This is a genomic window from Simiduia aestuariiviva (genome assembly GCF_014192475.1).
Classification (GTDB): Bacteria; Pseudomonadota; Gammaproteobacteria; order Pseudomonadales; family Cellvibrionaceae; genus Simiduia; species Simiduia aestuariiviva.
In genome coordinates this window covers 143,811-166,932 of sequence record NZ_JACHXZ010000003.1, presented here as the reverse complement: position 1 = coordinate 166,932, position 23,122 = coordinate 143,811, and the positions used below count along the sequence as shown (strand labels likewise).

Genomic DNA, 23,122 nt, shown 5'->3' with positions numbered 1-23,122 from the left:
TTATTGCTCCGCCGCTTGCTCGAGGAGTTGGGGCAAGCGCTCGCCGTATTGCTGTTGCGCTAAAATTTTCACCTCGGAGCCGTGTCGAATTTTAACGGTGCCGTGGGTCACGACTAAATCGTTCGGCGCCAACCCGCTCAGAATTTCCACCTGACCTGGAATGCGGCTGCCCACCGTGACGACGACTTGTTCGATCGTGGCGGGATTCTGCTGGGTATTGACGCGCATCACCGATTGCGAGCGGCCTTCTGGGATCAATGCTTCTTCGGCAATGACCAGGGTTTGCCGAGAATTTTTGTAGAGTTCTACGCTCATCAATAAGCCTGGGCGCAACACGAAATTTGGGTTGTCGAGCAGGGCGCGCACACGCACAGAGCGGGTGATCGGGTCGACGCGGGAGTCGATGCTGGCAATGGAGCCGTTAAACGGGGTGTTATCCAAAGCCTTGGCCTGCGCACTAATGGGCAGGCCAACTTTAAGAAAGGGCAGGTAGGTCGATGGTACCGAAAAATCCAGTTTCATTACCGTGTCGTCGTCTAGCGTGGTAATCACCTGACCGGCAGACAATAGGGTGCCCACACTGACCGTGCGCAAGCCCAGTACGCCGGCAAAGGGCGCGACGATTTGCAGCTCTTGCATGCGCGCATCCAAGGCATCCAGACGGGCTTGCGCGGCTTGAAAGGTGCGCCGCTGTTCGTCCAGTTGCGATTGTGGCGCGAGGCCATCTTTGGCTAGTTTTTGCACGCGATCAAATTGCCTTTTGGCTTCATCGACCACTAAAAATTGTGCCTGCCGATCGGCCTTTTCCTCTAGGTTATTGAGTTCAACTAATAGATCGCCAGCCTGCACGCGCTGGCCATCGTTAAAGTGCAATTGGGTAATTCGATCAGTGACGCTGGTGGTGAGCGTGACGGACTCATTTGCGCGCAAGGTCCCAAGCGCTTCAACGCGGTCGGCGAATTCGGATACTTGCACGCGCTGGACGTAAACCCCAGTAGGCGCAGCGACGGCGCCGAGGGAAATGGTTAATAGGAGCAGGGGAAGTAGGCGCATGGGCATCTCCAAAAACGCATCGAGAATTGTGATATGAAAAAACGGATACGCACCAACGGTAGATTGGGATTAGTACGCGAGTGCCGCCAACTCTACAATATCTCAGGCCCCTGCGCACTTGCCTGGCTGGGGTTGTGCTGGGGCTGGGTGAGTAATATGACAAATGCTGTTAAAGATCGATAATCCTATTGAACTTTTTACGCAGGGCGCCTTCTAAGTACCATGAACGCTTACTGGCATTCATCTCTCTCCCCAACGTTATGCTTATTATGCCGCTTTAAAAGCGGCATTTTTTTTTCGATCAAGTTTAAGAAATTGTGCCCCTATTAACCGCCTTGTGTGAGTTGGCGCAGTTGCCACCAGCGGCGACTGTCGCGCCATATTTCATACGCCGACCACAAGCCAATGACTAGCAATATACTGTTGAGAGCCCGGTTGAAAACAGTCACTACCACCTCGCTTTCCGGCTTGGTACCAATGATTTGAGGAAGGCCGCCTTCTGGAACTGTCAGCAGGAGCGCAGTGACGCCAATGACTGCGGCGTTTAACAGCAGATTAGCCACAAGACTGTTGGCATCCCAGTGTGGGCGCAGACAGTGGTAGAGGTGTAGACCGGCGAATGAAATGAGAAGACTGCCAATGATGGGGGTCAATACGGCCATCAATTGCATAGTGCGGGCACTCGGGTATTCCAGTGCCAAGGTTTCTAGCGCTGGAAACCAGCCAAATACCATGCCAGCGAAAACCACATTCATGACTAAATTAAAGGCACTTTCGCCCCGTGAACAAGTGCTCCATTCGGGTCTCAGTGGGGGCAGTTGATCGGCCCGCCAGCTGTCTAAATCCAGCATCTTGCGCAGCTGGTTCTCGGCGAAATAGAACACGGCAGTGATGGCTGTGAAAAACCACACGAAGTGTTCAACGGTGTTGGTGATGATGAACAGCACCATGCCCACTGGGTGAACTTCGCTGTGCGACAGCCCATGCAGCAGTGCGTAGCCAGAAAAGACCCCCAGCAACACCCAGCAAATGTTGCGCAGCACCAATTTATAGACTTCAAACAGCGGTTGGCTAATCAGGGCTTGTTGAGTATGAAAGCCGCTGGCATAGCGCATCGGGTGGCCAAAGGATTGCACCAGGGCCTTGGCTTGCGCGTCTCTGGTGGGGCTATTGGGGTCGGCTTCGACCTCATCCCATTGATCGTTCATTTGTGCCAGCAGTTCGTCGCAGAGATCGTCGCGTTGTGATGCGGGGAAGTAGGGGCGTGCGGCCTGAATGTAGCGTTGAATCCAATTCATTCGTGGTTCTCCTTTGGGGCGTTTCGAATACGGTCCACCGAGTCAGCTAAGCTGCGCCACTCGGCTTCTAGTTGAGGTAGTAGGGCGTGTCCAAGCTCCGAGAGTTGGTAGAATCGTCGCTTGCGACCTGACGACTCGCGCCACTCGCTTTCAAGCAACGCATCTTTCTCCAACCGACGCACCAGTGGATAAAGGGTGCCTTCATCCACCGCCAGCCCGTGTTCGCCGAGGTATTTGCGCAGCGAATAGGCGTAGTGTTCCTCGCGGAATGCCAGCATGACGGCGAGCGAAAGGCTGCCGCGGCGCAGTTCCTGGGTCATCTTGTGAAGCAGCGTGTCTGTGTCCATGACGGTTTCCGTGTCATCCAACTATTACTGTGTGATACACAGTAAATACTATGCATCACACAGTATGGTGTCAACGGCCGATTGATATTTATTTCGCTGATGGCTGGGTGAGAACAAATAAAGTGAAATTAAATGGAACTTGGGGCGATTGAACGCATCAAAGCACTATATGAACGGCTCTGGTGTGTGTTTCATATTGTCTCCTCATTGAATATTGCTTGGCCGCGCCTTTTGGTGCGGCTTTTTTATGCCCGCTTTTTGGGTGCCAAAGAGCAGTGCTACGCCGGCGGCGTTTGGGCGCAACGGCGGGGCTTTAGGTGTCAGCAAAGAGGGGACTGAATCACGCCAGCAGGGCGTGATTCAGTAGTAGGTGCGAGCTTGGTAGCCGCCGGTAATGGCGCGAATGCCGTTGCCCTTGATGGCGGTTTTTGGGTGGCCGTGGTAGGTAATACGGCCCTGTCCCTCGGTATGGGCGGCGAGCTTTGCTTTGACATTGACTGTCATATGCGCGTCGCCGGCCACATGCAATTGCGCCGTGTGAGCCTGCAAGCGCGTTGCCGAACAGTCGCCACTGCCTTCCAAAACCCATTTAATGGATTGGGCTTTACCGGCCAGTGTGCAGCTAATCAGCCCGTTGAGGTGGCCCGTTAACTGTTGCACATCCATGCCGAGCGCTTCCAGATCGCCGGTGCCATTGAACGTTAATTTAAACGACTTGGTACCGAGATCATCTGTGTGCAAATCCACCGTGCCGTTGGCTGTTAGTGCCAGCGCTTCGTGTTTCAGGTGTTCAGCGCGCAGTTCGCCCAAGCCATTGAAGGTGACGTCGAGGGAGGGTTGGTTAATGTGGTGCACATGGGCCGCGAAGTGGCCGTTTAATGTCAGCGCTTGGGGATTCTTGAGCGTGACGTGATAGCGCACCTCCTGGTCGCCCACGTGATCGCCAATCATTTGCTGCCACCACTGCTTGGTTTTGTACCAAGTGGAATGGGTGCGGGTATCGACGACGTTGAGCGTGTCGTTCTGGTGCGTGAATTGAAGGTAGGGGGTGATATCTTCCCCTGCGATGACTTCCAAATTGTCCGCGGTACCCTGCGTCAGCTCGACGTGGCCATAGGCATCGAGCTGCACCTGCGATACGGCGTCGAGCGGGTAGGTGTGGCGGAAGTTGCCCGCCGCACCTACCCACATGCTCAGTGCGGAAATTGTCAAAAGCAAAGCTGTTGCAATTTTCACGTTCGCGTCCTTTAGATTTCGTAGCGGTTGTTGCGCAGCCAAATGGCGGCGTAGGTAATTCCGGCGGCGACAATCAAGCCCACCCATAGAGCTGGGCTGGCAATGAATTCACCCAGCGGGCTGATACCTGACTCGCTAAAGCGCACGTAGCCGCTGAAGCCATTGTCATCCACGGCGATACCGGGAATGCGATCACTGACCAGTTCCAGTAGCAGGTTGCTGTCGAAAATAATCTCTTCGGCAATCATCAGTACGGCAGGTGGCAGTATTGCCAGCATAAAGGGCGAGCGTTTGGCGGCCGCTGAGCAGAAGATTAACCACGCGAAGAACGGGAGGCTCCACAGTGCAACGCCCATGGCGGTAAACCAGTGGCCAATCGCCACGCTGAATAACTCGACACCCATCAAGATATCCCAGGGCGACGTGCTGGCGGCATAGCCGGCGACATAGAGCATGGTGAGTATGACAAATACGATGCCGACCACCAGCGCGCACAGGGAGGCAATGGTTGGCAGGGCCACCAGTGCGACACCGAGCTTGGTCAGTACTTGCTGTGTTTCCGATACGGGCATGGACTTCCAGAACAGAATGCTGTTGTCCTTGCGATCGGTGTACAGGCAAGACAGCAAATAATAAATGCTCACCATTAACATCAGTCCAGAAAACAAGGCATTAAATCCCGTTAACACATCGTTAACGCTTTCAATGTTGTCATCGGTAAAGCCGACATCTTCGGAGCGCTCGATTACCGTCACCGTTTCAGGAAAGCGGCGAATCTCGCTGGCTTTTGGTGCCGCCGGTTCGGGCGCGTCAGCGATGGCGCCATCTGCAGCGGGGGCTGCCGGTGCGACAGGTGCCACTGGCGGTACCCGGTGCATCGGTTGCTGCGCCAATTCGGCATCGATGCGCGCTATCTTGGTGTCGATGCGCTCAATTTCGCGATTTATTTGGCGACCCACCTCTTCACGGATTTTCCCGTGATCAATGCGAAGCTCAGTGCGCTTAATGGTGATGTCGATGCCTTGGCGATCCAGTTCTTTTTGCGCCTTGTCCAACTCTTTTTCAATGTCCACGCTCATGTCTTCGGTAAAGCGCTGGTGTACTTCATCACTCGCTTGTTGAAGATCTTTGCGCGCTTCTACGAGTGCGTCGCGCTCGATGATTAGGCGCTCTTCATGGCTGTGGGTTTTGTGGCTATCGGTGGTGATGTGAAAATCATCATCGGTTATCGAGTAGTTGATAACACCGCTTGCGTAGAGTGCTAACGCGGCAATCATGCACAGCGAGATGAGTGCTGCACTTATCACCGGCAGCCAGGTAAAGGTGCCCCTAAATTCCCAAAATTCACGTTTGATGGGTGTGATGTAGTTATTCATTGTGCGTGCCCCCATGCTACGTTCGGCTGAATTTTTGCGACAAACAAATCGGTAATGCTCGGTGTATGCAAACTACCCAATGCTTCCAATTGCGCGCGCTCTGCATTCTCAAAAATCGCCGTGTGACCACCAAGGCGCGGACTGACGTGAATGGGCTTTAATGCCGCAGCCTGATCCTGTTGCTGTTTGTTGATGTGAACTTCCACAAAGCGCTCGGCGATGTCTTCCATGGCGACGTTGAGCACCAGCTGGCCGTCGTTGATAAACACCAAATCGGTGAGGATGGTCTCCACTTCTTCCACTTGGTGCGTGGTAATTAAAATGGTTTTCTCAGCGTCGAAATAGTCGTTTAACAGCGACGTGTAAAATTGCTTGCGGTACAAGATGTCCAGCCCAAGCGTGGGTTCATCCAATACCAATAATTTGCTGTCAATGGCCATGATCAGTGAAAGGTGCAGTTGGGTGATCATGCCCTTGGACAGACTGCTGATTTTCGATTTCGGATTGATCTTTGTTTTTGCTAAAAATGCCTCGGCTTTCGCGCGATTGAATTTTGGGTGTACGCTGGCGGCGTATTCCACTGCCTCTGAAACTTTTAACCAGCGGGGCAATATCGCGGTATCTGCGATAAAGCTCACTTGCTCCAGCAATTCACGGCGCTGTTTGACGGGGTTCATGCCCAGTACGCTCAGTTCGCCCTCGACTTCAGCTAGACCTAAGATGCCCTTTAACGCAGTGGTCTTACCCGCGCCATTGGGACCGATGAGACCCACGATTCGCCCAGGGGCAATATCAAATGACACTTGGTTTAGGGCCTGGTGATTGCCGTAGCGCTTGGCGAGGCCACGGGCTTGAATGATCGGTTCCATTAGATGTTTTCCTCGGCCTGAGTAATGCGCTCGATCAGCTCATCCTTGCTGATACCTAATTGCATGATGCGTTGAAGTAACTGTGGAAATTCAACGTTCAAGAATTTTTCCTTTTCGGCTTTCAAGATGTTCTCTCTCGCACCTTCGATAACAAACATACCCAATCCTCTTCTTTTTTCTACCAGACCCTCGTCTACTAATTCTTGATAGGCTTTAGACACGGTCAGGTGATTAATTTGATATTCTGCGGAGACTGCTCGAACCGAGGGGATTGAATCCCCTTCTGCGTAGGCGCCTTCCATTATCAGTCCTACCATACGGTCACGTAGTTGACGGTAGATAGGCTGATCATCATTCCACTGCTGTTGCATAATTCTTACCTTGTGTGGAGGGCTTAGAAAATCACTTGGGAGAAGCTCCCAAGCTCTTCACGCTGCTAGCACCGCTGGTGTCAACTTTGACTAGTGGCTGGCCGAAGTACTGCACGTCTGAGGCGCCGCTGGCATCTACACGCAACTCTTCAGTTACCCAAACTGTTGCGTCTGCAGAGCCGCTTAAATCCATTTCCGCCATTTTACTTTTGAGGCCAGATGCCGAGTAATCACCAGAGCCTCCGATATCTACCGACTGACTAGTGACTTCACCGTTGCCGATAGCGGTGTCACCTGAGCCCGCCATTGATAGCTCTAAGCGCTCGGCATTCAGGCTATCGATGCGTGCATCGCCCGAACCGGCAGAGCTGATTTCGATTGTGGTTGCTACCTTTAGTGCGCCAATGTTGAGGTCGCCAGAGCCTGCGGAGCTCAACTCCACGGCGTGCGCTTGTACAGTGCCGGCCGTAAAGTCACCGGAGCCCGCAGAACTCATGTCGAGTTCCCGCACGGTAATGTCTTTAAAACGCATGTCTCCGGAGCCCGCGCTGTCGAGCTTAAGGTGATCTGCGTTTAGGTCGCTGGCCAGTTCAACATCCACTGAGCCCATGGACTTAATTTTGTTGAGCTGCTTAACGGTCAACTTATATTGGATGCCGTCGTCAATGCGGAAAAAGCCCCACTGACTGCCTTCCTTTAACCGCAAGCGCAGCGTGCTGCCATGGGCATCGACTTCAATTCGATCCATGATTTTTTCACTGGCAATGATCTCGAGGCTTTCACTGTCGCCCTGTGTGATGGTCAGCAGGCCAGGGCCGGCCACTTCCACTTGATCAATGTCTTCGATGGCGACACTTTTCTTTTGAATCGCTTCCGCCTGCAGGGTGGCACTAAACAGCAGCGCGACGGCGAGGCAACAGTTAGTGAGTAGGTGCGTAGTTTTCATGGTATCTCCCAGTGTTTTTATGTTTGAAATTAAAGACCGGCTAAATCAAGTGCTGATTTTGCGGTGTGTTGTGCAATTTTTTGGGCCATAGTGGCAACGATTTCAGTTACTTGAATTTCAATCAGTTGGCCATTGATGACATCGGTAAACTTCCAGCTGTTTGCGTCTTGAGCGACAAGTACCGGCTGAGCAACCGGCGCGGCATCGTACTGACTAGGCGCTTCTTCAACTGCGGCCAATGCCCATTGGGTATCAATGCTGGGCGTGGGCGCTTGAATGCTAGGGGTCGCTGCCATAGCGCTGGCGCTGGCGACGAGGGTTAGGGCGGAAAGGCAAAGGCTGCGCAATGTGTTCATGTCTGTATTCCTCAAAATATATGTGTCTGCGGGTGGATCGCAGAAATCTTCCTTGCTGATCCGGTGTTATACGTAACTATAACACTAGATTTGTATAGCGCAACAAATTTGTGCATTTAACGCGCAAAATTTTTGCGGCGACAAAAAATTCTTATAAAAAACAATTGGTTACGGATTTTTGGCTTATGGTGGTAGATGAGGACAAAGGGGTGGCGAGGTGTTTTTGGGGTGTTATAGGGCGTTACAGGGCGTTACAGGGCGTTACAGGGGGAGGCGGTCGATGGCGCTTTGCCAAAGGAAATTGCAGGGATGGCGCCTTTTTAGGCTATTCCTTGGTCATGGACGTGAGCCGTTCCATGATCTTGTTGAATTGCTTGCGCACAATGGCGCGGTTGGCTTCCAATAGCTCTGTTCGTTGCATGGCCTCATCCTCCATGGCTTTGAGCACTTGCTGTTGGCCCGGCGTGACCTTTTCGCCCGCTAACATGTGCGATTGGTCCACAATGCTTTGAATGATGCTGACGGTTTCATCTTTTTGGTACTTGTACTGGGCGTCTAGATTTTTGCTGATGGTCTGCATCATGTCATTGAGTTGTTCATAATTGGTGAGCCGCTTTTTCATGCCTTTTTGGAGGGCGACCTTTTCAGCCAAGCTCGAGGCAAAGCTGAATACCTGTGTCAGTACCTGCCGTTGATTTTGCGTTAAGGGCTTGGCCCGGTCTTGGTGTTTTAGAATGGCGCGCACATTGCGAAAGTGAAGGGTGATGTGTTTGCCAACGTCTTTAATGGGCAGATCCGGCTCGAAATTTAAATGTTCAATGAGCAGCTTGTCTTCTTTGGTCAGCTTGCCCATGGCGGCAATATCCACCTTGTTAGTACCCACCATGACGCGAATCAACGATTGAAAACTCATTTCGCTGACGGCGTGCTGCAATACGGTAATGAGGTCTTCAAGGGAGCCGGACTCGATGGCGTTTATCATAAATTCAGTGAGGAATTCAGCGCTGCTGTTGTTCGCGAGTAGGCCCGTTTCTTGCGCGTTGGCCTGCGCTTCAAATTCGCTAGATAAATTTTCGAGAATCTCTTCATCAGATTGATTCTGGTATTGCTCTTGTAGTTCTTCGCGCTGTACTTGTAGCTCCTTTAGGTGCGTGTGGAGGTTGTCCACTTCGTCTTCTAGGATCTTTATGCAACCTTCCGACTCCATAAGTGCGCGCTTTAGCTTTTCAAGTTCCGTGCGTTTGGCGTCGTCTTCTGCGCTGTCGCCTGTGAGTTCCGCTTCTAGCGCGGCGATGGTGTTCTCCATCGAAAGAATAGATTTGCGTTGATCGAAAATGGTTTTTTGTAGGCCGTCTAAATTTTTCCGGCTTTGGGTGCCGATATTTTGTGTATCGGCTACTAGGTCATCGAAAATATTACTGCTGCTGTCGTCGGAGTCTTTGTTGGCGCGGATGACGCTCAGCAAGGTCTCGCTTTGGCGTTCGCTGACCGGCACAGAATTAAAAGCTTCATCAACTTGATTTAATTTTTTCTGGGCGTCGCGCAAGGCCTTTTGCAGGCTGGCAGATTCGTGCTCCATTTTGTACAGCATGCGCTCGTACTCGGCGACTCGCTGCTCGAGGTCGCCGGTGTTTTTGCCCTCCTTAATCATCATGGTGAGGTTCTGGGTGTGCTGCTTTTGCTTCTCCAGTTGATCGAACAGTTCGATGCCACTGCCGGTGGCCTTCTTGGCCGACTGATGGGTAACGTCGACATCGCGGGCGAAGCGCAGTACATAGCCGGGTGGTTTTGTAATCTCGCCTTCGAGGACGCTGTTTTGATCAGCCCAATCTTTGTCGCCTAACTTTTCAAGGCGGTCTTTCAGCAGTTTAAGTTTCTGACGCAGGGCGGTGTTTTCTTTGCCGGTGCGCTTGGCTTCGGTAGATAGAATGCCGATGAGTTTATCGATCTCTTCTTTGAGCGCGAGCCAGTAGTCCTTGCTGTTTTCAGGGTTTTTGAGCGCGCGCCGCTCGGCGTTCAGGTAGGCGCAGCGAACGCTGGTAATCAGGGGGCTTAAATTGAGCTCCTTGCCAAGCTCGGTTTCTGATAGCGCGCGAGTGCGCTTGAGTTGCCCGACAAAGTAGGAGATGACGCTGACGTCTGTTTGGGTTTCTTCGCTGGCGCCGGCAATGCTCGGATTGAGGCGTTTGGCGAGCCGGGTTAAGCGTCGTTTGAGGCGGTACACCATGTACCCGCACAGGGCGCATACGAACAGCAGTTCCGCAATGATGACGATATAAAACAGGTCTGACATCTGGCGTTCTGAAGCCCCTGGCACAGTGAAGTTTATGGGCCGCCGTGACGTTGAAGTTATGCAAAGGGCGCGCCTGCCCTAAAGGTTAGTTGCCTTAGGTGAAAATCGCCATGTCCAGCGCTGTGCTTATTCCTCTACCCACTGCCAACGCAGCGGTTGGCCAAAATCGTCGTAGATGAGCTTTTTGCGGGGTTTGGGTGCCCGCCGGAGGGGTTTGTGCTGGCCTTTGTGCTGCCGGCGCTCCTCAATGGCGCTGATGACCTCGGTGACCAGCGTGCGATGCTGCTGGTCGCGATCGAAGCTGATAGGCAGTGGTGGGTGGGACGTGGGCTCGCGCCCGCTGGTGCCGCGCGGCACCGCAAGCACTTCGCCGCCTTGGGTTAAATAGGCCGCAATTTGGCTATCAATTTCATCGCGGATTTGGGCTTTTGTCTTTACGGGTTTCATGCCGGCCTTGGGTACGCTTGGCGCGCCTCTAAATACAACTCGACTGGATAGATTAGTACACGGGGGCCGTAGACAGCAACTTTACCCGTTTGCTGCGGCGGTGCAGAATGGCGCTGCCGGTGGATGTACGACAATAGGGAGAGACATCACGTGATTAAATTAGCAGCTTCAGATGCCGAAATTCAGGCGTGTTTGCCCGTAATGCGTCAATTAAGGCCGCATTTGATCGCCGATCGCTTCGTACCCTTGGTGCGGCAGATGCAGTCGGAGGGCTTTCAGCTGGCGATGGCGCAGGCAGAGAACCAAGTGGTCGCCGTGGCCGGGTTTCGCATTACCACCAATCTGCACCACGGTAAGAACTTATATGTGGATGATCTGGTGACCGACGCCGCGTGTCGATCGCAGGGCTATGGCGAGGAAATGGTGGCGTGGCTAGAAGCCTTTGGCAAGGTGCAGGGCTGTGTCACCTTGCATCTCGACAGTGGCTGTCAGCGCGATCAGGCCCATAAGTTCTATTTTTCGCAGGGGTTTACCATCGCGAGTTTCCATTTCGTTAAGTCATTAGTGGGCGCTTGATACTGACCGCAAGCAGGGCGGTGTGTCACACGGTGGGCAATCGAGTGCCTTTAAAATGCAATCTTTCCAGTAAATCTGCGCTCTAAGCGGGGCCCTTGTGTTGCTGCAAGCTCGGGTGGCTGGGATAATGCGCGGCTTTGGCGATTAAATAAGCGGGCAAATACTTGCAATTTCCTTTCCGATGGCTGAGCCACCACTCAGCGCTCTATGTATTAATCATTGGCTTTGCCGGCGCTCATCTGTTGCTTGCGCCCTGGCTTGGGCTGGGTGTGGATGAGGCTCACTACGCCTTATACGGTCAGCGTCCCGATTGGAGCTATTTTGATCACCCTCCGATGGTGGGCTGGCTCCACTGGGCGGGCCTGCAATTTGGCAGCTCAGAGTTCTTCGTTCGGCTGCCGGCGATGATCCTTTGGCCGCTCATTCTATTGATGGTGTGGCGTTTGGCCCGGCGTTGGTATGGCGCGTTAACGGTGGCCAATTTAGCCGTGGCGCTCTTGGTGTTTTCGCCCGTGGTAGTGGTATTGGGTTTTGGCCTGGTGCCCGATACTCCGTTAATGCTCGCGGTATTGTTGGCCTTGACCTTAATCGATCGACTGGATGCCGCAGAGGGGCGCAAGCTCGGCCATTGGCTCGGCCTTGGGGTGTTGCTGGGTGTCGCGGGTCTGAGCAAATACACAGCGGTGTTTTTGGCGGCGTCGTTATTGATTGTCATGGTCTTGAATCGCCGCTGGCACTGGCTGCGCAGACCGGGCCCATGGCTGGCCGTGATCATTGCCGCGTTGATGGTGGCGCCGGTGTTTTACTGGAACTGGCAGCACGACTGGTTATCCTTCAACTACCAAGTCGATCACGGCGCTGAAGGCGATTGGGCAGCGGTCAAGTCCCTGCGCTACGGTCTGGTATTGATCTTCAGTTATGGCCCGCTATTGACGCTCGCGGCTTGTATTGCCTTGGTGCGCCCCGAGGGCAATCGGCCGTCCATTGGCCGGCAGGCTAGCCACTGGTTGGCGGGACTCTTGTTGCTGGTGGCGCTCTGGTCGGCGGGCAATGGCGAAAACTTGCCCCATTGGACGGTTTTGACTTGGGTATTGTTGGCGCCGTCCGCGGCAAATTGGTTGTATGGCCGCGCTGGCACCGCTAAGCGCTGGTTTGTGGGTGTAGTTGGCGGCTTGTCGTTTATACTCAGCGGCCTCGTGTGGTGGTTGCTGGTTGCTCCCCCGTTACAGTGGCTGCCCCAATCGGCGGCGGCCGTGCGCGATTTACACGGCTGGCCGGAGGCGGCGGCGCGCGCCAATCAACTGCGTGCAGAGTGGCAGTTCGAGCAGCGCCTAGGGCGCGTGCAGTTGTGGGTTGGCAATTGGACGCAGGGCAGTCGCCTCGCTTGGTACAGCGGTCATCCAGTTCAGGTGGTGTCGGAAAAACCCAGTCAGTTTTCGTTGTGGTGGGGACGTCCACAGGCACCCGGACTTTTGGTGCGCGCCCAGCGCAAGGCATCAAAGCCGCGCGCCGTCGCTGCACCGGTTGGCGTCGAATGCCAGTTGGTAGACGAACTGGATTACCAGTTGCAGGGCGTAACGCTGAATTACTATGTGTTTTACCGCTGTGAATCTAGCGCTAATCTTGCGGATCAAAAGGAAGCTGCACAATGATGAGCCAACCCAGCCCGGCCAATCTATTTGGGTTGTTACAGGATGCCAAGGCACCCAGTCGAAATCCTGTGTTTGAAAACGCGCTCATAGCAGTGGCGTTAGTGTGTTTGGCGATGGGTGCGGCACTGCACAGTTTGCCCGCGTTGAATCAGTCGCTATTTCTGTCAGCTAATCAGGCGAGCGCGGCAATCCCCGCGGATCTGCGCGCCTTCGCCACTGTCTTTGGGGATGGATCCATCGCGGCTTGTTTGGCCATTGGCGTTTTTATTCGCAACCCGAGGGCACTGGCCTACATTTTTTTGGCCGCTGTGGTTGCCGGTATTTTGATTCAAGTGCCTAAGCATGTGTTCGATGCATCGCGCCCGCCAGGCGTGTTGGCTCTGGATCTGTTTTCTGTGGTGGGCAAAGCTCATAAATCCAACAGCTTTCCATCGGGGCACAGCGCTACGGCACTGGTTGCCGCGACGCTGGTGGGCCTGGCCTGTGGGCGCGTGTGGTTGGCCGTGTGTTTAATTGCAGCCGGTGCACTGGCTGCATTTTCACGCATCGCCGTGGGCGTGCATTGGCCGGCCGACGTATTGGCCGGTTCCGCCATCGGTATCCTGGTGGCAGTGCTGATGTTTCGCGGTTTTGCCGACCGCCCAGTGCAGCTGCCGCGCTGGGGTGCCTGGCTGCTTACATTGGCGCTGCTGGTGGTCAGTTTAAATGGCTTCATGCACGACACGGGCTATGAACAGTATGCCGGCGTCACCGGCTTGCGGTGGATTTCCTCGGGCATGGCGGCGGGTGTGGCGCTCTATTGGTTCGCGGTGTTGTTGTGGCCGGTGGCCGATTGGTTGGCTCAGAAATTATTCCGTGAGTCGGCCCGCCAATCGCTCACGCGCGTGTTTAAATTCGGCATGGTGGGCGGCAGTGGTTTTGTTGTTGATATGAGCCTCTATGCCCTATTTCACTCGGTACTAGGCATGAATTTATTGCTGGCGCGAGCCATTGCCTACTGGTTAACGTCTTCGTGGAATTGGTATTTAAACCGCATATTCACCTTTAAAGATGCCGACAATGGTCGCAAGCGCGATCAATGGGCCAAATATATTTTGATGTGCTTGATCAGCTTTGCGCCCAGCATGGGCACGTTTTATGGGCTGACTCACACCTCACAGTTTTTCATGGAACACAGTCAGCTGGCATTAATTGCCGGCGTACTGGCCGGCGCGCTATTTAATTATGTGGTGGCCGGCTTTTTAATTTTTAAGGTCTATGGGCAAGAAGACAGAGCTGCCGAGACCGTCGCAAAGGCAGAGAGTGCAAAACAATGAAAGTAGATACCATGCGCAAAATTGACCGTTGGGCAGGCATGCCCTTGTGTTTTTTGCTGTCGGTGTGGTTTTGGCTGTGGGAGCTAGTGTTTAAGCCGAAGCAGCAGCGCGCGCAAAAAGTATTGTTCTTGGAACTTTCAGAGATGGGCAGTGCGATCATTGCAGACCCTGCATTGCGCTATGTTAAAGCGCAGCCAGATGCCGAGGTTTTCTTTGCGATTTTTAAGAAAAATGTCAGCAGTTTGCATTTGTTAAACACTATTCCCAGCGACAATTTATACACCTTTCGCGAAGACAATTTATTGACCTTAGTGTGGGACACTTTGCGGTTTATGGTTTGGTGTCGGCGCAAGGGCATAGACACTGTCATTGACATGGAAATGTTTTCGCGCGTTTCGGCGCTGTTGTCGCGCGTGACCGGCGCCGTGAATCGAGTGGGTTTTGTGGCCTATCACAGCGAGGGGCTCTACCGCGGTAACTTTTTAACACGGCCGGTGGTGTACAACGCCCACCAACATATTGCCAAGAACTTTATGGCCCTTTCGCACTCCGCCATGATGGAAGAGGAGCAGGTGCCGTTCTGTAAGAGTTTGATTACCGACGATCAAGTGCAATTGGCTCAGGCGCGCCGCGATGATACCGCCATTGCAGCGGTGCAGGCGATTTTGAAATCGCTGTACGGGTCTTACGAAGTGGGCCAGCGCGTGGTGCTTATCAATCCCAATGCGAGCGATTTATTGCCGCAGCGGCGCTGGCCCGCGGAGCATTTTCAGGCGGTGATTGAGGACCTGTTGGCACGCTATGAAGATATTTTAGTGGTAATTACCGGTGCGCCAGGAGAGTTTCCGGGTGCACAAGCGCTGTGTGAGGCTGTAGACAATCCGCGCTGTGTAAATTCTGCGGGTAAATTTGCTTTCAGACAGTTGGTGCCTCTGTATTTTGTGGCCGACATGATGCTAACCAATGATTCTGGCCCCGGCCATTTCTCTGCGGTGACGCCCTTGCGCACATTTGTCATTTTTGGTCCAGAGACCCCCGCACTCTACAGTTCGTTGGGCAACTCCACCGCCCTGTACTTAGGTTTGGCGTGCTCGCCCTGTGTGAGCGCGGCCAATCATCGCAAAACGGATTGCGTGGATAATCGCTGCGTGAAGGATCTGCTGCCCCAGCAGGCGCTGGCGGCTATTTACCCGCACTTGGATCGCATCGAGGCGCGCGCGCAAGCGTAATCGATATCCATGTTCTATGGTTAAGCCGCCCGAGGGCGGCTTTTTTATTGGGGCGAGCCACTCGGTATTCTTGGTCTGTGGGGCCACTTCTGCTAGTATGCGCGCCCTTTTCGCGCAGTGCTAAGCTGTATCAAAATTTCTGGAATGAGCCATGTTTAATCTGATAAACGGCGCAGAGTCGAACGTTAAAAATGACATCCTCTCGGGCACCACGGTGGCCTTGGCGTTGGTGCCAGAGGCGGTGGCTTTTGCCTTTGTGGCGGGCGTCGAGCCCATGGTGGGGCTGTATGCTGCCTTTATGATGGGCCTGTTGACGTCATTATTTGGCGGCCGTCCCGGGATGATTTCTGGGGCGACGGGTGCGACGGCGGTGGTGATGGTTTCACTGGTTGCGCAACACGGCGTGCAGTATCTGTTTGCGATGGTGGTGCTGGCCGGTGTATTGCAGATGTTGGCGGGTATTTTCAAGCTTGGAAAATTCATTCGCATGGTGCCCTATCCGGTGATGCTGGGCTTCGTAAATGGCCTGGCCATTGTGATTTTTCTCGCGCAAATGGGGCAATTTAAATACGAAGTAACTGAAGGCACCATGACCTGGTTGCAGGGTGAAATGCTCTATACCATGGGCATATTGATCGCTGTGACTATGGCAATTATGCATTTTTTGCCCAAAATTACGCAGGCGGTACCGGCGGGGCTAGTGGCCATTGTGGCCGTTACCTTGGCGGTCTTGGGGCTGGATTTAGAAGCGCGCACCGTCATCGACTTTGTGCGCGACATGTTGCCCGCAGAGCAAGCTGCTACCGCTACTTTGACGGGCCAGTTGCCGAGCTTTGCCATTCCCGAGGTGCCGTTTAGCTGGGAAACCCTGCGCATTATTTTTCCTTACGCGCTGATTATCGCGGCAGTGGGTTTGATTGAATCGCTATTAACCCTGTCGTTGATTGACGAAATTACCGATACCCGCGGCAGCGGCAATCGCGAATGCCTGGGGCAGGGCGTCGCCAATACCGTCAATGGCTTCTTTGGCGGTATGGGCGGTTGCGCCATGATCGGCCAGAGCATGATCAACATTAACTCTGGCGGTCGCGGGCGCCTTTCGGGCGTCACTGCAGCGGTGGTGCTGTTGCTATTTATTTTGTTTGGCGCGCAATACATTGAAATGATTCCACTGGCGGCGCTGGTGGGGATTATGTTCATGGTGGTATTGGGTACGTTTGAGTGGTCGTCGCTGCGGATTATTGGCAAGATTCCACGTTCTGATGCACTCATTCTGATATTGGTTTCGGCAGTCACGGTGTTTTTCGATCTCGCGATCGCGGTGATTGTGGGTGTAATTGTGTCGGCGTTGGTATTCGCATGGCAGCACGCCAAGCGCATTCATGTTCACGCCTATGTGGATGAGCAGGGCTATAAAGTCTACGAATTGCGCGGTCCAATTTTCTTTGGCTCAGTATCTAACTTTAAAGAATTGTTTGATCCTGCCGGTGACCCAGAGCATGTGGTGATTGAATTTCAACGCTCTCGGGTGGCTGATCACTCTGCGCTTGAGGCCATCGATGGCTTGGCGGAAAAATACCGTGCTGCAGGCAAAACCTTGCACCTGCGCCATTTGAGCAAAGACTGTCGCAGATTATTGCGCAAAGCGGGCGATCTGGTGGAGGTAAATGTCTTGGAAGATCCTAGCTATCAAGTGGCGGTGGACGCTGAATAGTGGTTTCTTTGAGATACCCATAAGATAAAGCCGGCACTGCCGGCTTTTTTTTGGCCGCGTGTTGCGCCAGTATGCGTATTCAGAAATTGGCGGAGGCAACGATGAAAAGTTTGATTTTAGGTTTGGTGCTGCTCGGCGCGGCGGCGCAGGCTGCGCCCTTAACGGAGGTCGAGCAGGTGTTAACCCAGGCGGTGGCAGCGCGAGAGCCCGCGGGGCGACAACTCCTAGAGACCCTCGTAAATATTAACAGTGGCACTCGCAATCACGCCGGTGTTAAAGCGGTAGGTGATCAGTTGGCGCCGGCGTTTGAGGCCTTAGGTTTTAGCGTCGCCTGGGTGGATGGCCGGGCCTTTAAGCGCGCCGGTCATTTAGTGGCGCGCTTCGGCACGCGTGGCCCTAAGCTACTTTTGATTGGCCATCTCGATACCGTGTTTGCCGCCGATAGTAAATTTCAGCGCTACCAAGTGATCGATGAGCGCTATGTCAAAGGACCGGGCATTACCGATATGAAGGGCGGTAATGTGGTGATGCTGTTAGCGCTGCAGGCTTTGCACGATGCGGGGCTGTTGGATCAGTTGCAGGTGCAAGTCGTGCTCACGGGCGACGAAGAAGATCGAGGCGACCCGCTGTTGCTGGCCACTGAACCGCTGCGGCAAGCGGGGCGTTGGGCGGACATCGCCTTGGGCTTTGAGGACGGCGATGGCGATCCAGCCACTGCGGTGGTGGCGCGTCGCAGCTCTGCTAACTGGCGCTTAGAGGTCACCGGTCAGCCCGCCCACTCCTCACAAATTTTTCGAGAAGATATTGGCTTTGGCGCGGTTTACGAAATGGCGCGGGTGTTGGCAGGGTTTCGTGAGGCGCTCAAGGGTGAGCAGTTGCTAACCTTCAATCCCGGAGTCGTCGTGGCGGGAACCGACGTTCAGTTGTCGGATGACAACCGTGGCAGTGCCTTTGGCAAGACCAACGTCATTGCCCGCAAGGCGATAGTGGAGGGCGACCTGCGCGCACTGACGCCTGAGCAGCAAGCCAGAGCGTGGAGCGTTATGCAGCGCGTCGCTGACGCTAGCTTGGCGCACACGACATCGCGCTTTACCTATGCGGATCGATATCCAGCCATGGCGCCAACCGCCGGCAATACATCGCTTTTGGCGATGTACAGCCAAGCCAGCGAGGATTTGGGTTATGGGCCTGTGCGCGCCGTGGATCCGCGCCGCGCCGGCGCGGCCGATATCTCCTTTGTGGCGGGTGATGTCGCCCAGGCTTTAGATGGATTGGGGCTCATGGGGACCGGCGGCCACACCGACAATGAAGTGGCGGATATGCACACGTTAACCAGCCAGGCCCGTCGCGCAGCGCTACTGATGTACCGTTTGAGTAGTGTTGCCGATGGTCGCTAATAGTGCGCATGCACAAAAAATCGCTTTATTGTGCATATGCTTCAGGTTAGAATGTGATCACTAGCCAACTGGAGGTGAAATTCAATGTCAGCCTTGCAAATGAATCAACCCGAGGCAGCTGCCGTTTTGTGTAAGGCATTGCACAAAACCCAGCAAGCTTTTGGCTTGTCCAACGAAGAGCTGGGCCGTGTGATTGGCAAAGATCGCACGACCGTGGGGCGCATGTTTGATAAGGGACACTTATCACCTACCTCTAAGGAGGGGGAGCTGGCCTTGCTATTGGTGCGGGTTTACCGCAGCTTATTTGCGCTACTGGGGGGCAGCCAGAGCCAAATGCAGCACTGGCTCAATACCGCCAATAAACATCTGCAGGGCGAGCCCCGTGCGTTGATGACCAATGTACAGGGGTTGGTGAATCTAGTGGCCTACCTGGATGCCATGCGCGGGCGGGTGTAATGGATTTGTGGACCGAGTTAGACGGCCCAGAGAGCGTAGGTCCGCTAACCGTTGAGCTGGTGCGGGTGGTGGAATCGCAAGAGGAGATTGCCACGCTGTCACTCGTGGACAGCATGGAAGAGCAGGACATTCTAGAGTCACTGCTCGAACTGAGTAAGCCGGGTCACCTGCCGGCGCAATTGCATTATCTGCTTGCCAGCCCTTTTCGTTACCCGCCGCTGCAGTGGGGCAGTCGCTTTGGCCGCACCCATGAGCCGTCACTGTTTTATGGTTCGCTCAATATTGAAACGGCACTGACCGAGTGCGCATTCTACCGCTTCGTTTTTCTCGATGGCGTAGAGCAGCCTTTTGCAAAAGGCGTGGTATCGCAGCACACGAGTTTTCGCGTGCGTGGCCACGGTGAGCGTGGGGTCAATCTCACGCTGCCACCTTTTTCGGCGCACGCAGAAGCGCTGCGTTCGCCAGCGCAATATCAGCTATCGCAAGCGTTGGGGAGCGCCATGCGCGAGGCGGGTGTGCAGGTTATCATCTACCTTTCTGCGCGTGATCGACGGGCCAGTGCACTGAACGCTGCGGTGTTTGATCCGGCGGTGTTTACCAACAATCAGCCACAACGGTTTCAAGCGTGGACGTGTCACGCGACCAATGAATCGGTGCGTTTTGTGGCGGCACCGGGGGCGACGCCCGGTCGGGAAATATTTGCCTTTAAGCGCGAGGATTTTTTAGTGGGCGGCAACTTGCCCATGCCTCCGTCCTAATTGCGGCCACAAAAAAGCCCGCGTATGCGGGCTTTTTTTGCGTGAATCACACAATTAGACCAACCAAGTGGTCACATCTTCAATTTCTCGCTGTTCGCCAACGGCTTTCAATCCTTTCACGCAGCGCACGATGAACCAAACGAGCAGTGCCAGTGTCAGCAAAATGCCCAAACCAAATAGCGGCATGGTAACAATACAAATTACCCCGTACAGCAAGCTGATCCAAAACGTGCGAATCTGAAAGCGGTAGTGGTTATTACTCAGGCCCTCATCGCCATTTTTATTCACGTAGGCCATGATCAAGCCGATGATGGAGGTAATGCCCAGTAGTATGGAGGCGAGATACAGAACGTAGATTAATTTAACGTTATCTAATGATTGGGATGGTGCTGACACTTCATTCATAACAGGTCCCTGTAATGATTATTGTTGCAAAGCGCTAGTGTGTTGCGGCTGAGGTCGCTCGTCAAGCGTGGGTTTGGAACAATTTGAAAAGCAGCAGAATCAATAGATAAGGGTAGAAACTTCAAGCACTTTTGGATCCCAAGACAAACCTAAGCTTTTAGAGGGCGACATGCTGATACTGATACCCGGCAGGCCCTCGTCGTCGTACAAAATGAGCGCCACGCCGTGGTGCGCTTGCTTCAAGTTATTGCCGACGGTGACAGCGTGTTGGCTTTGCGCGTAGGTGCTTAGTGATGCTGGCTCGCGCTCCCCGTTGATGTAAATCGCGTGCAGTTTTGTGTTATCTGGCGCGCGATTTCGGTATACCGCGGCTAATTTTCCAGCGCCAATGGGTGAGCCAATTTTTTTAGTGAGCGCGTCGGCAAGGGCGTCGTCATTGACGACCAATATGTGCACGGCTTGCTGCTGGCTCACCGAGGCCTCAAAGGCCAGCAATTTAAGTAACAGCACACTGTTCAGTGCCGCGGGCAGCGGTTTAGCGCTAGCCAGTGACGACAGGAGGGCAACTCCTAGCAGCATAGATCGGCAGGCGTTTTTCATATCAAAACACCGCCCGTACATGCAGGCTGACAACCGGGCGGTTGACCTGGGGTATCAGCGAATTTTGGAAGCCGTCGTGGTCTGTATCGAAATCATTACCGCTGGCGGCCGACTCAACCCCGGGCTGCAAATAGTCTGCGCCCAGCACGTTGCGCACTTTTAGCCCCAGCTGCCAGGCGGAATGGCGATACAGTAACGTGGCGTCAAATTGGCTGTAGGCTTTGGCTTTTATACCCTGCGTGCGCAGTGGGTTTTCTGAGAATAACTTGCGCGCAGAGCGCCAGTGACCGCGTACATTGATATTCCAGTGTTCTGACAAGGGCAGATTCACAATGGCCGTTATTTTGTGGGGTGCGATATCGCCCTGATCATCCCAACGGGTGATCCAGTTACTGGCGAGTGGGTCGTACTGCTGCTCGGCGCGTGCGCGTGTAAAGGTGTAAAACACTTTGGCAGTCAGCGGTGAGTATTGGGTGAAGGGGTTTTTAAAGCGTGCGCTGGCGCGATATTCCAACCCATAAATGCGCCGCTGTCCCACATTCTGAGCGCCGGCAATGGCGTTTTCATAGTGTGCGAGAAACAGCGATGTTTCGTGTAGCGCCAGCGCACCTTGATAGATGCCAATGGCTTCCAAGTTATGTGCTTTTTCGGGAATTAACCGCTCGTTAGCGGGGCGCCCACTGAATTCTCCGTACAACTCTTTAGGCGAGGGCTCTTGAAACGCCTCCCCGTATACCAGTTTAAAGGTGGTGTCGGTGCGGTAGTGAAAGATTGCCGCGAGGCGGGGATTAACATCACTGCCATAGTCGCTGTTTTGATCCCACCGCAAGCCTGCATTAAAGCGCCATTGGCCCAGATCGTAGCGCCATTGGGTGTAGATGCCGGTGTCGGTGGTTTCGGCGCGGTTGTGTTTTGGAATTTGACGGTCTGCCAGTGAGGGCGGGAGGGGTGACGGGTTGTCGGAGCTGATGCTGTCGGCTGCGCGAATGCCGCTGCCGTCTGAGGTTCGACCGTCGATGGAATTTGCGGCCTGCGCAGGGCAAACCCCCGTGCCATTGAAATAGTTGCAAATCATGTAGAGTTTGGCCAGGGTCTTGCGTTCGTACTTGATGCCGGCACTCCAGGTGGTGCGCTCACTGGCGCGATAGGTCAGCGACTGCTCCAGTCGCCAAGCGCTGTTAAAGTTGTTCCAAGTGCTCAAGCTTACATCGCCTGCAAAGGATTCTACCCAGTCGCCCCCCACTCGGCTTTCTCGGTATACCAAATCGGTGCGGCCCTGCCAGCGATCGCTCCACTGGTCTTGATAGCGGCCAAACAATTGAGTGGATTCGTGTACCCACAAGGCGTTGGGTTGGCTATCTGCAAATGAATAGTAGGGGCCGTAGCCCTCCTCAGTTTGCCAATAACTTGCACCCAGCAGCCAGACACTGCCCTCGACTTCGGCGTAGATACCGCGATTGTCGCTGGGGTCTTGGTAGCGACCCAGTGGTGCGCCGTTCATCAACTCGGCGTCAGAGACTTGGCCATCGACATTGATGTCTCCCGAGGGGCTCACATTGCCCGTCGCAGGGTCTAGGCCGGCGCCGATGCCAGCGCCCCAGGTTCCAGGATCAGCCAGCCAGCGCTGCTCGGTATAACCCCAAGCGCTGTAGTCTTCAATGGGGGCCTCATCGCTGGAAAATAAGCGCGCGCCCAGGCTCCAGCTGATGTCGCTGTAGTTACCCAGCCACGCGAGGTCCACACTGCGCGACTGATAGCTACCCATATTGATCGAGGCCGTCAGCTGGTTGCTGTCGGCGCTCAATTGAGCGCCCTTGCGGGTAATGATATTGATCACGCCCAGAAATGCGTTGGGGCCGTAGACCGCCCCCGACGGGCCATAGAGCACCTCGACCCGGTCGATAATCTGCATGGGGTATTGCCGTGAAAACTGGGCTGCATGGTTCCACAGGTGGTTGTCAACGCGCCCATTGACGAGCAGGAGCGTACGCTGCGTCCACGGCGTGCGGTAGCCGCGTTGATAGGTCACCACTTGCTGTGTGCCATTGGTGATTATCGTGTCGAAGCCGGGCAGGTCGGCAACCAGCTCCTCCAGGCTGTCATAACCTCGGCGTTCAATCTCTTGCGCGTCAACCACCACCAGCGTCCCCGGCGCATCGCGCACGGTTTCTTTAATCGTTGAGGTGGTCTGGCTGTCGTCGTACAGCGCCGAGCGTTGGTTTAACAGTTGATCCAGGGTCATGCCGTCCAGCGTGCCGTCGCTAGACTGCGCATGCGCGCCAGCCAACGGAAGGCTCGCGATTAGCGCCAACCAGCGCGCTTGGCTTCGACGGGGCATCATTTGCACTGGTCTCGCGCCTGCGCAAATTGATGCAGCCCTGTAGTGAATATTAGGAAGATCATAGGCGGTAATTTATTCAGCTATCT

At 54.3% G+C, this 23,122-nt stretch carries 22 protein-coding genes; 8 read left to right on the top strand and 14 right to left on the bottom strand.

The genetic code is table 11. The features are described 5' to 3' along the window. The 11 genes from FHS30_RS10465 to FHS30_RS10415 form a co-directional block, all read right to left on the bottom strand. The gene (locus tag FHS30_RS10465) at nt 1-1,053 is read right to left on the bottom strand and encodes an efflux RND transporter periplasmic adaptor subunit (protein ID WP_183910437.1); all 1,053 of its coding nucleotides are present in this window, start codon (nt 1,051-1,053) and stop codon (nt 1-3) included. A 326-nt stretch (nt 1,054-1,379) separates the two neighbouring features. Next, the gene (locus tag FHS30_RS10460) at nt 1,380-2,351 is read right to left on the bottom strand and encodes a hypothetical protein (protein WP_183910436.1); all 972 of its coding nucleotides are present in this window, start codon (nt 2,349-2,351) and stop codon (nt 1,380-1,382) included. After that, on the bottom strand, nt 2,348-2,698 hold the full coding sequence (locus tag FHS30_RS10455) for a PadR family transcriptional regulator (protein ID WP_183910435.1): 351 nt from the start codon (nt 2,696-2,698) through the stop codon (nt 2,348-2,350). The genes FHS30_RS10460 and FHS30_RS10455 overlap by 4 nt, the downstream gene beginning before the upstream one ends. Nucleotides 2,699-3,058: 360 nt before the next feature. Continuing rightward, nucleotides 3,059-3,934, bottom strand: coding sequence for a GIN domain-containing protein (locus tag FHS30_RS10450; RefSeq protein WP_183910434.1), 876 nt, complete (start codon nt 3,932-3,934; stop codon nt 3,059-3,061). 11 nt (nt 3,935-3,945) lie between these two features. Next, nucleotides 3,946-5,310 (bottom strand): hypothetical protein, encoded by a 1,365-nt coding sequence (locus FHS30_RS10445; RefSeq protein WP_183910433.1) that lies wholly within the window; start codon nt 5,308-5,310, stop codon nt 3,946-3,948. Continuing rightward, the gene (locus FHS30_RS10440) at nt 5,307-6,179 is read right to left on the bottom strand and encodes an ABC transporter ATP-binding protein (RefSeq protein WP_183910432.1); all 873 of its coding nucleotides are present in this window, start codon (nt 6,177-6,179) and stop codon (nt 5,307-5,309) included. Before FHS30_RS10440 ends, FHS30_RS10445 begins: the two co-directional genes overlap by 4 nt. Next, nucleotides 6,179-6,550 (bottom strand): GntR family transcriptional regulator, encoded by a 372-nt coding sequence (locus tag FHS30_RS10435; RefSeq protein WP_183910431.1) that lies wholly within the window; start codon nt 6,548-6,550, stop codon nt 6,179-6,181. Before FHS30_RS10435 ends, FHS30_RS10440 begins: the two co-directional genes overlap by 1 nt. Nucleotides 6,551-6,581: 31 nt before the next feature. Beyond that, entirely contained in the window at nt 6,582-7,496 is a 915-nt protein-coding gene (locus FHS30_RS10430) for a head GIN domain-containing protein (RefSeq protein WP_183910430.1), read from the bottom strand. A 29-nt stretch (nt 7,497-7,525) separates the two neighbouring features. Then, nucleotides 7,526-7,852, bottom strand: a complete 327-nt coding sequence (locus FHS30_RS10425) for a hypothetical protein (RefSeq protein ID WP_183910429.1) — start codon at nt 7,850-7,852, stop codon at nt 7,526-7,528. 325 nt (nt 7,853-8,177) lie between these two features. Further along, a complete protein-coding gene (locus FHS30_RS10420; protein WP_183910428.1) occupies nt 8,178-10,145 on the bottom strand; it encodes a hypothetical protein in 1,968 nt (655 codons plus the stop codon). A gap of 126 nt (nt 10,146-10,271) precedes the next feature. Beyond that, nucleotides 10,272-10,592: a hypothetical protein gene (locus FHS30_RS10415; protein WP_183910427.1), complete on the bottom strand. Its 321-nt coding sequence runs from the start codon at nt 10,590-10,592 to the stop codon at nt 10,272-10,274. A gap of 150 nt (nt 10,593-10,742) precedes the next feature. Here FHS30_RS10415 and FHS30_RS10410 point away from each other — a divergent pair, with 150 nt between their 5' ends. From FHS30_RS10410 to FHS30_RS10375, 8 genes are all read left to right on the top strand, one after another. Continuing rightward, on the top strand, nt 10,743-11,168 hold the full coding sequence (locus FHS30_RS10410) for a GNAT family N-acetyltransferase (protein WP_343049045.1): 426 nt from the start codon (nt 10,743-10,745) through the stop codon (nt 11,166-11,168). Between the two features lie 164 nt (nt 11,169-11,332). Further along, nucleotides 11,333-12,820: a glycosyltransferase family 39 protein gene (locus tag FHS30_RS10405; RefSeq protein WP_183910425.1), complete on the top strand. Its 1,488-nt coding sequence runs from the start codon at nt 11,333-11,335 to the stop codon at nt 12,818-12,820. After that, the gene (locus FHS30_RS10400; protein ID WP_183910424.1) at nt 12,817-14,136 is read left to right on the top strand and encodes a GtrA family protein; all 1,320 of its coding nucleotides are present in this window, start codon (nt 12,817-12,819) and stop codon (nt 14,134-14,136) included. The genes FHS30_RS10405 and FHS30_RS10400 overlap by 4 nt, the downstream gene beginning before the upstream one ends. Continuing rightward, complete coding sequence (locus FHS30_RS10395) at nt 14,133-15,365, top strand: glycosyltransferase family 9 protein (protein WP_183910423.1); 1,233 nt, start codon at nt 14,133-14,135, stop codon at nt 15,363-15,365. Before FHS30_RS10400 ends, FHS30_RS10395 begins: the two co-directional genes overlap by 4 nt. Nucleotides 15,366-15,516: 151 nt before the next feature. Further along, entirely contained in the window at nt 15,517-17,079 is a 1,563-nt protein-coding gene (locus FHS30_RS10390) for a SulP family inorganic anion transporter (RefSeq protein ID WP_183910422.1), read from the top strand. A gap of 101 nt (nt 17,080-17,180) precedes the next feature. Continuing rightward, on the top strand, nt 17,181-18,476 hold the full coding sequence (locus FHS30_RS10385; protein ID WP_183910421.1) for a M20/M25/M40 family metallo-hydrolase: 1,296 nt from the start codon (nt 17,181-17,183) through the stop codon (nt 18,474-18,476). A gap of 84 nt (nt 18,477-18,560) precedes the next feature. Further along, nucleotides 18,561-18,932: an MbcA/ParS/Xre antitoxin family protein gene (locus FHS30_RS10380; protein ID WP_183910420.1), complete on the top strand. Its 372-nt coding sequence runs from the start codon at nt 18,561-18,563 to the stop codon at nt 18,930-18,932. Next, the gene (locus tag FHS30_RS10375; protein ID WP_183910419.1) at nt 18,932-19,690 is read left to right on the top strand and encodes an RES family NAD+ phosphorylase; all 759 of its coding nucleotides are present in this window, start codon (nt 18,932-18,934) and stop codon (nt 19,688-19,690) included. The genes FHS30_RS10380 and FHS30_RS10375 overlap by 1 nt, the downstream gene beginning before the upstream one ends. A 54-nt stretch (nt 19,691-19,744) precedes the next feature. On the opposite strand, the gene FHS30_RS10370 is transcribed toward FHS30_RS10375, so the two are convergent. The 3 genes from FHS30_RS10370 to FHS30_RS10360 all read right to left on the bottom strand — a co-directional run bounded on the left by FHS30_RS10370 (nt 19,745) and on the right by FHS30_RS10360 (nt 23,036). Then, complete coding sequence (locus FHS30_RS10370; protein ID WP_183910418.1) at nt 19,745-20,095, bottom strand: DUF4870 family protein; 351 nt, start codon at nt 20,093-20,095, stop codon at nt 19,745-19,747. A gap of 99 nt (nt 20,096-20,194) precedes the next feature. Further along, entirely contained in the window at nt 20,195-20,695 is a 501-nt protein-coding gene (locus FHS30_RS10365; RefSeq protein WP_183910417.1) for a YfiR/HmsC family protein, read from the bottom strand. A 1-nt stretch (nt 20,696) separates the two neighbouring features. After that, the gene (locus FHS30_RS10360; protein WP_183910942.1) at nt 20,697-23,036 is read right to left on the bottom strand and encodes a TonB-dependent receptor plug domain-containing protein; all 2,340 of its coding nucleotides are present in this window, start codon (nt 23,034-23,036) and stop codon (nt 20,697-20,699) included. Nucleotides 23,037-23,122: the final 86 nt, after the last annotated feature.

Excerpts from the sequence above, each read along its gene's own strand:
- FHS30_RS10465 (WP_183910437.1), bottom strand. The coding sequence starts at position 1,053 with ATGCGCCTACTTCCCCTGCTCCTATTAACCATTTCCCTCGGCGCCGTC.
- FHS30_RS10460 (WP_183910436.1), bottom strand. The coding sequence starts at position 2,351 with ATGAATTGGATTCAACGCTACATTCAGGCCGCACGCCCCTACTTCCCC.
- FHS30_RS10455 (WP_183910435.1), bottom strand. The coding sequence starts at position 2,698 with ATGGACACAGACACGCTGCTTCACAAGATGACCCAGGAACTGCGCCGC.
- FHS30_RS10445 (WP_183910433.1), bottom strand. The coding sequence starts at position 5,310 with ATGAATAACTACATCACACCCATCAAACGTGAATTTTGGGAATTTAGG.
- FHS30_RS10440 (WP_183910432.1), bottom strand. The coding sequence starts at position 6,179 with ATGGAACCGATCATTCAAGCCCGTGGCCTCGCCAAGCGCTACGGCAAT.
- FHS30_RS10435 (WP_183910431.1), bottom strand. The coding sequence starts at position 6,550 with ATGCAACAGCAGTGGAATGATGATCAGCCTATCTACCGTCAACTACGT.
- FHS30_RS10430 (WP_183910430.1), bottom strand. The coding sequence starts at position 7,496 with ATGAAAACTACGCACCTACTCACTAACTGTTGCCTCGCCGTCGCGCTG.
- FHS30_RS10425 (WP_183910429.1), bottom strand. The coding sequence starts at position 7,852 with ATGAACACATTGCGCAGCCTTTGCCTTTCCGCCCTAACCCTCGTCGCC.
- FHS30_RS10420 (WP_183910428.1), bottom strand. The coding sequence starts at position 10,145 with ATGTCAGACCTGTTTTATATCGTCATCATTGCGGAACTGCTGTTCGTA.
- FHS30_RS10415 (WP_183910427.1), bottom strand. The coding sequence starts at position 10,592 with ATGAAACCCGTAAAGACAAAAGCCCAAATCCGCGATGAAATTGATAGC.
- FHS30_RS10400 (WP_183910424.1), top strand. The coding sequence starts at position 12,817 with ATGATGAGCCAACCCAGCCCGGCCAATCTATTTGGGTTGTTACAGGAT.
- FHS30_RS10395 (WP_183910423.1), top strand. The coding sequence starts at position 14,133 with ATGAAAGTAGATACCATGCGCAAAATTGACCGTTGGGCAGGCATGCCC.
- FHS30_RS10390 (WP_183910422.1), top strand. The coding sequence starts at position 15,517 with ATGTTTAATCTGATAAACGGCGCAGAGTCGAACGTTAAAAATGACATC.
- FHS30_RS10385 (WP_183910421.1), top strand. The coding sequence starts at position 17,181 with ATGAAAAGTTTGATTTTAGGTTTGGTGCTGCTCGGCGCGGCGGCGCAG.
- FHS30_RS10380 (WP_183910420.1), top strand. The coding sequence starts at position 18,561 with ATGTCAGCCTTGCAAATGAATCAACCCGAGGCAGCTGCCGTTTTGTGT.
- FHS30_RS10375 (WP_183910419.1), top strand. The coding sequence starts at position 18,932 with ATGGATTTGTGGACCGAGTTAGACGGCCCAGAGAGCGTAGGTCCGCTA.
- FHS30_RS10370 (WP_183910418.1), bottom strand. The coding sequence starts at position 20,095 with ATGAATGAAGTGTCAGCACCATCCCAATCATTAGATAACGTTAAATTA.
- FHS30_RS10365 (WP_183910417.1), bottom strand. The coding sequence starts at position 20,695 with ATGAAAAACGCCTGCCGATCTATGCTGCTAGGAGTTGCCCTCCTGTCG.
- FHS30_RS10360 (WP_183910942.1), bottom strand. The coding sequence starts at position 23,036 with ATGATGCCCCGTCGAAGCCAAGCGCGCTGGTTGGCGCTAATCGCGAGC.